Source organism: Streptomyces sp. NPDC058653 (assembly GCF_042716895.1).
In the GTDB taxonomy this organism is placed as follows: Bacteria; Actinomycetota; Actinomycetes; order Streptomycetales; family Streptomycetaceae; genus Streptomyces.
The window spans coordinates 1-6,165 of the sequence record NZ_JBHXRM010000088.1 but is presented as its reverse complement, the minus strand read 5'-3'; the positions used below and the strand labels follow the sequence as shown (position 1 = coordinate 6,165).

The following is a 6,165-nucleotide window of genomic DNA, read 5'->3' as shown; positions in this document are numbered from 1 at the left end:
TCAACAAAACTTATCTCTCCGCCCCTTTCTCTTCTTTTCAATCCCCGCCCCCCGCGCCCCCCCCCCCCCCCGCGCCCCCCCCCCCCGCCGGGCCGCGCGCCCCCCCCCCCCCCGCGCCTGCGGTGATGAACTTTGACGGTCTGTCAGAGCCGTACGGGATCCGGCTGCTCGCCCGTCTTCCCGTACGCGTCACCGCCGCCCGCGACCGCACCGGCGTCGGCGCCCGCCCCGGCGACCGTCTCGTCGTGCGTCAGGTCCGGCAGCCACCGCAGCCACCTGGGGAAGTACCAGTTGCGCTCGTCCAGCAGCGCCATGATGGCCGGCAGCAGCACTCCCCGGATGATCGTCGCGTCGATCAGCACGGCCGCCGCCAGGCCCACACCCATCTGCTTCATGGACTGCATCGAGAGCGTCCCGAAGATGGCGAACACCGCGACCATGATCACCGCCGCGCTCGTCACCACTCCCGCCGTGGTCACCACCCCGTGGGTGATGGCCTCCCGGGTGGTACGGCCCTGGAGCCGCGCCTCGCGGATCCGGGACACCACGAAGACGTGGTAGTCCATCGACAGCCCGAACAGGATCACGAAGAGGAAGAGCGGCAGCCAGGAGATGATCGCCCCGACGCCCTCGGCGCCGACCAGCGAGGCGCCCCAGCCGTGCTGGAAGACAGTGGTCAGGATGCCGTAGGCGGCGCCGACCGAGAGCAGGTTCAGCACGATCGACGTCACCGCGATCGTCAGTGACCGGAAGCAGAGCAGCATCAGTACGAAGGCGAAGATCACGACGAAGGCGAAGACGGGCGCGACCGCCCCGACCAGTTGGTCGTTGAAGTCCTTCGACCCGGCGACCTGACCGGAGATCGGGGCTTCCACACCGTCGACCGCACCGAGCGTGTCCGGCCGCACGGTGTCCCTCAGCAGCTCCAGACTCTTCTCCGCCCGGTCCTGGTCCGAGCCGCCGACCAGCGGCACCTCGATGATCGCGATGTTCTGCGCGTCGTGCGTGACGATCTCGACGGGCCCCTCCGACGCGCCCGAACTCACCGCCCGCGCCCGGAAGTCGGCGATCGCCTCCCGTACGGGCGTGGCGTTGATGTCGTCGGCCCGCACCACGACCTCGGCCGGGTCGGCGCCTCCCGGGAAGGCCTCGTTGACCCGCTCGTACGTCTGGACGATGGGCAGCGAGTCGCCGAACTCCTGGTCCAGCGTGAAGTTCTGCGTCTGCATGCCGACGGCCGGCAGCGCGATCGCGACGAGCGCGCCCGCCGCGACCACCAGCGAGGTCCTCGGCCGGCGCAGCACCCCGCCGAGCACCGCGCGCCAGAACCGGCTCTCGCCCGTGGTGCCTTGGGCCCCCGCGCCCCCGGCCTCCGCCGCACGCTGCCTCTTCGACCGCTTGAGACGGTTCAGGAACGGCACCCGCCCGCGCTCCACCCGCTCACCGAGCAGCGACAGCAGGGCGGGCAGCACGGTCACCGAACCGACCATCGCCACCGCGACGACCATCAGCGACGCGAGACCCATCGCCTGGAACTCGGCCAGCCCGGTGAAGAGCATCCCGGCCATGGCGACACAGACCGTCACACCGGAGACGATGACGGCCCGGCCGCTCGTCGCCGCCGCGATGCGCAGCGCCGTCGCCGCGTCGCGCCCGGCCTCGCGCTCCTCGCGCTCACGCCGCAGATAGAACAGGCAGTAGTCGACACCGACCGCCAGACCCACGAGCAGCATCACGGAGTTGGCCGTATCGCTCATCGGCATCACATGGCTGACCACACCCATGAGCCCCATCGTCGCGATGATGGCGGTGAGGGCGAGCGCGATCGGCAGCAGAGCGGCGACCAGCGCGCCGAAGGCGATCAGCAGAATGCCCAGGGCCACCGGCACGGCGGAGATCTCGGCCTGCTTGAAGTCGTCGCCGAACGCGTCGTCGAAGGTCTTGTTCATGCTGGCGCCGCCGATCTCGGCGATCCTCAGCGTGTCCTTGTGCTGCTCCTGCACGCCCTCGACGGCCTCGATCACCGGCTCGACGCGCTCGCTCGCGGTCTCGGGGTCACCGCGCATGTTGAACTGCACCAGCGCGCTGCGCCCGTCCTTCGACAGGGTCCCGGTGTCGTACGGGGAGGTGACGTCGGCGACCTCGCCCGTACGCTCCACGGCGGCCATGACCGCCGCCACCCCCGCGCGGAACTCCTTGTCCGTGGCGGACGTCGACGGGTCGACACCCTGGACGAGGACCGACTCGCCCACCGGCTCCTCAAGACCCGAGTCCTCGATGATCCGCTCGGCCTGGCTGACCTCTCCGGACATCTGGTCGCTGTCCTTGACGTCGACGCGGCCGGCCGCCGAGCCAAGTCCCATGGCCAGTACGACGAACAGCACCCAGACGGTGACGGCCGTCCACCGGTGCCGCGCGCTCCAGCCACCGGCGCGCGCCGCGATCCCGCGCGGCGCGGGCACCGTCCCGGGCCCCCGCTCCGGCGGCCCGCCGCCCTCGTGTCTGCGTCGGCGTTCCTCTGTCGTTCCCATCGCGGTCCGTCCCCTCGGGCCGGAGAGCGGCCCTGCGCCGCTGCCCCTCTTCGAACTTAGGGTCGGATTCCGGCCTTCTCCTCCTGCCCTCCGGTGAGCCTCAGCGTGTCCTCCCTCCTCCTCACGGGGAGGTCGCATCCCTGACACGGAGGATCGAGGCCCCTTACAACCATCCCGTCACGGGCGCAGCCGGAAGGGCGGGCGCGAGTTGGGTGAGGTTGGCCGATTTCGTGTGAAGAGACGTTGTTCGCCAGGTCATCGCGGTCGGAGGGTCTTGATCTGAGCGCGACAATCGGCCAGGGTTTCGCATCAGCTCGCCGGAAGTTCTTCGTCCGACGGGCCTTCCCCCCACAGAAGTTCACGAGGAGAACCCTCTTCATGGCAACTCATAAGCGCGCAGTCCGGATGAGACTCATCGCCGCCACGACCGCCGTGGCGGCCGTGGCCGGTATCACCGCCTTCACCGCCCCCACGGCGGGGGCGGTCGCCCCCCTCGGCACGGTGTACGGGGCCGACGCCAAGGGCGCGGTCGCGGGCAGCTACATCGTGATGCTGGACAAGAAGGCGAACAAGAAGGACCTCGCCGCCGAGTACGGCGGGAAGCTCGACCGCACCTACCGGGCCGCCGTCAACGGCTTCTCGGCCAGCGGTCTTTCGGCCGCCGAGGCCGGCCGCCTCGCCGCCGACCCGGCCGTCTCCAAGGTCGTACAGAACAAGAGGCTCTCGATGAGCGCCACCCAGGACAACCCGCCGTCCTGGGGCCTCGACCGGATCGACCAGACCGCCGCCGCCGGTGACCACGCCTACACCTACCCCGACGCCGGGGGCGAGGGCGTCACCGCGTACATCATCGACACCGGAGTCCGCGTCAGCCACGCAGACTTCGAGGGCCGCGCGTCGTCCGGCTTCGACGCGGTCGACAACGACGACAACGCCGACGACGGCAACGGCCACGGCACGCATGTCGCCGGCACCGTCGCGGGCGCCGCCCACGGAGTCGCCAAGAAGGCGAAGATCGTCGCCGTCCGGGTGCTGGACGACTCGGGCAACGGCACCACCGAGCAGGTCGTCGCGGGTATCGACTGGGTCACCGCGAACCACACCGGTCCCTCCGTCGCCAACATGAGCCTCGGCGGCGGCGCCGACCCCGTCCTCGACGAGGCCGTACGCCAGGCCATCGCCTCGGGCGTCACCTTCGGCGTGGCGGCGGGCAACGACAGCAGCGACGCGGGCGGGACCTCCCCGGCCCGGGTGGAGGAGGCCATCACGGTCGCCTCCTCCACCGTCGACGACCAGCAGTCGGTCTTCTCCAACTACGGCCCCGTCGTGGACATCTACGCCCCCGGCACCGACATCACGTCGACGTGGAACGGCGGAGACACCGACACGAACACCATCTCCGGTACGTCGATGGCGACCCCCCACGTCGTCGGCGCGGCGGCGCTGTACCTCGCCGGACACCCCGACGCCGCACCGGCCGACGTCGCCACCGCCCTGACGGACGGTGCCACCCCCGATGCCCTCTCCGACGCCGGCCCGGGCACCGCGAACAAGTTGCTCAAGGTCGTCGAGTGATCCACGCCCGTCGACGGCCGCCTCCCGACGGGCGCCCGTCGACGGGCCGTCACGGCGGACCGGCGGTCGCCGCGCCCTCCCCCACGGGGCACGGCGGCCGCCTTCCGCATGCCGGAGCGGTCCCGGGCGCCCGCCCACCTATCGTGGAGCCATGACGACGACCAGGTACGGGGCGCTGCTGCGCGGCATCAATGTCGGTGGGAACCGGAAGGTCCCGATGGCGGCTCTGCGCGACGTGCTCACCGGCCTCGGGCACAGCGACGTCGTCACCTACCTCCAGAGCGGCAACGCCGTCTTCACCGACACCACCGGCGCCGACGAGTCCGCGCTCGCCGCCGCGCTCGGTGACGCCGTCCAGGAGAGATTCGGCTTCGAGGTCGACTGTCTGGTGCGCGACGGGGCCTATCTGAAGTCCGTCGCCGACGCCTGCCCCTTCCCCGCCGCCTCGCTCCGGCCCAAGCAGCTCCATGTCACCTACCTCTCCGAGCGGGTGGACCCCGAACGCTTCGCCGCGATCGACCAGGAGTCCTACCGCCCGGAGGAGTTCCGCTTCGGCGACAGGGCGCTGTATCTGTACGTCCCCGACGGCCTCGGCCGGTCCAGACTGGCCGTGGCGCTCTCCAGACCCGGCCTCTACCGGGGGACCGTCGCCACCAGCCGCAACTGGAACACCGTCACGAAGCTGGTGGAGCTGACCCATGACTGAGTCGCCCGCGATCGTCGCCGCCATCGAGTGCGAACTGCACCTCCTCGACCCGGTCGTCCGGTCCTCGGGTGAACGGGTCGGGGCACTGCTCCACCCGGAGTTCATCGGGGTCGGCTCCTCGGGCCGGCGCTGGGAACGGGACTCGATCATCGTGGCCCTCACCGAGCACGCCCCCGCGGCCCGGCCCGTCACGACGACCGAGATGCGGGGCGTGGAACTCGCCCCGAACCTGGTGCTGCTGACGTTCGACACCGAGCACAAGGGGGTGTGGGCGCACCGGAGTTCCCTGTGGACGCTGACCGACGGGCGCTGGCTCCTCTACTTCCACCAGGGCACGGCCTTCACGCCGGGGCACCCCTGACCGCGCCGAGCGCCCACCATTCGAGTGGGATCCGTCCCGACTCGCCCGGTATGCGGTGACCGCACCGCTATAAAGGGGCCCGTCACGTTGATCAACTGATGGGTAGTCACCATGCTGAAGGCCGCTCTGCGGGTCCTCGCCACCGCGTCCCTCGCCACCGCCGCGCTCGTCCCGGGCGCCGCGTCCGCCTCCACGGCGGCCCCGATCCCTCAGCCGCACGGTCCCGCGCTCACCCCGGTCCTCGCTCCCGAACTCGACACCGCGCCCTGCGGTCCCGTCGTCGGCTACCGCGCCTGGGACTGGTGGCGTACGACCACCAATCCGCTGATCGCCGACACCGTCCGCCAGACCGCCGCGTCCGAGCGCTGGCAGTGGCGCGCCGACAACAACACGCTGTGGCGCGGCGACACGCGCGAGAACGTGCAGGACCTGTTCGACAAGGGCTTCACCCCGCGCGGCGAGGCGATGGTCCCGCTGGCCGAGTACATCGTCAAAGGCGGCGGGCAGGACAGCGCGCACGTCAGCACCAGCTGTGAGAAGTGGGTGGCGCAGAAGTTCGCCACCTACGGCGCCGCGAAGACCGGCTGGGTGTACGAGATCGACGCCCCCGGCGGTATCGACGTGAACGCCACGGCCGCGCTGAACCGCTACGAGTCCCCGTACCTGTGGAACAAGGAGATCGACTTCCCGGGCGGGATCAACGGCCGCTTCATCAAGCAGGCGTGCAAGTACCACCTGACGAAGACCGACCCGAAGACCAAGGTCAACACCTACGAGGACCTGGGCTGCAAGACCAACCAGAACTTCCGTCCGCAGACGGAGGGCATGGAGATCCCCGCGATGAAGTAGGGCGCGCACCGGACGCTCCGTCCCGGTGAGGAGCGGAACAGGCGGGGGGGCGGTGGTCGGGGTGCCGCCCAGGCGCCCCCCCCCGGCGGGCGCCGCGCACCGCGCCGGACCACCGCCGCCGGCGGGGGGGGGGGGTGAAACAG

General features: G+C 70.9%; 5 protein-coding genes. 4 read left to right on the top strand and 1 reads right to left on the bottom strand.

What is annotated here, in order from left to right; genetic code table 11:
• Positions 1 to 143 precede the first annotated feature (143 nt).
• Positions 144 to 2,531 carry an MMPL family transporter gene (locus tag ACFWU9_RS36160; RefSeq protein WP_384325345.1) on the bottom strand — a complete coding sequence of 796 codons (2,388 nt, stop codon included), beginning with the start codon at positions 2,529 to 2,531 and terminating at the stop codon, positions 144 to 146.
• Positions 2,532 to 2,909: 378 nt separating this feature from the next.
• On the opposite strand from ACFWU9_RS36160, the gene ACFWU9_RS36155 reads away from it, so the two are divergent.
• The 4 genes from ACFWU9_RS36155 (at position 2,910) to ACFWU9_RS36140 (ending at position 6,022) form a co-directional block, all read left to right on the top strand.
• Positions 2,910 to 4,106, top strand: a complete 1,197-nt coding sequence (locus ACFWU9_RS36155; protein WP_384325343.1) for a S8 family serine peptidase — start codon at positions 2,910 to 2,912, stop codon at positions 4,104 to 4,106.
• Between the two features lie 151 nt (positions 4,107 to 4,257).
• Positions 4,258 to 4,812 carry a DUF1697 domain-containing protein gene (locus tag ACFWU9_RS36150; RefSeq protein WP_384325342.1) on the top strand — a complete coding sequence of 185 codons (555 nt, stop codon included), beginning with the start codon at positions 4,258 to 4,260 and terminating at the stop codon, positions 4,810 to 4,812.
• Positions 4,805 to 5,173, top strand: coding sequence for a DUF4440 domain-containing protein (locus ACFWU9_RS36145; protein WP_384325341.1), 369 nt, complete (start codon positions 4,805 to 4,807; stop codon positions 5,171 to 5,173). The genes ACFWU9_RS36150 and ACFWU9_RS36145 overlap by 8 nt, the downstream gene beginning before the upstream one ends.
• Before the next feature lie 111 nt (positions 5,174 to 5,284).
• Complete coding sequence (locus ACFWU9_RS36140) at positions 5,285 to 6,022, top strand: hypothetical protein (protein ID WP_384325340.1); 738 nt, start codon at positions 5,285 to 5,287, stop codon at positions 6,020 to 6,022.
• The last annotated feature ends 143 nt before the right edge of the window (positions 6,023 to 6,165 follow it).

Bases quoted from the DNA above. Each gene is read 5' to 3' on its own strand.
- ACFWU9_RS36160 (WP_384325345.1), bottom strand. From the start codon at position 2,531: ATGGGAACGACAGAGGAACGCCGACGCAGACACGAGGGCGGCGGGCCG.
- ACFWU9_RS36155 (WP_384325343.1), top strand. From the start codon at position 2,910: ATGGCAACTCATAAGCGCGCAGTCCGGATGAGACTCATCGCCGCCACG.
- ACFWU9_RS36150 (WP_384325342.1), top strand. From the start codon at position 4,258: ATGACGACGACCAGGTACGGGGCGCTGCTGCGCGGCATCAATGTCGGT.
- ACFWU9_RS36145 (WP_384325341.1), top strand. From the start codon at position 4,805: ATGACTGAGTCGCCCGCGATCGTCGCCGCCATCGAGTGCGAACTGCAC.
- ACFWU9_RS36140 (WP_384325340.1), top strand. From the start codon at position 5,285: ATGCTGAAGGCCGCTCTGCGGGTCCTCGCCACCGCGTCCCTCGCCACC.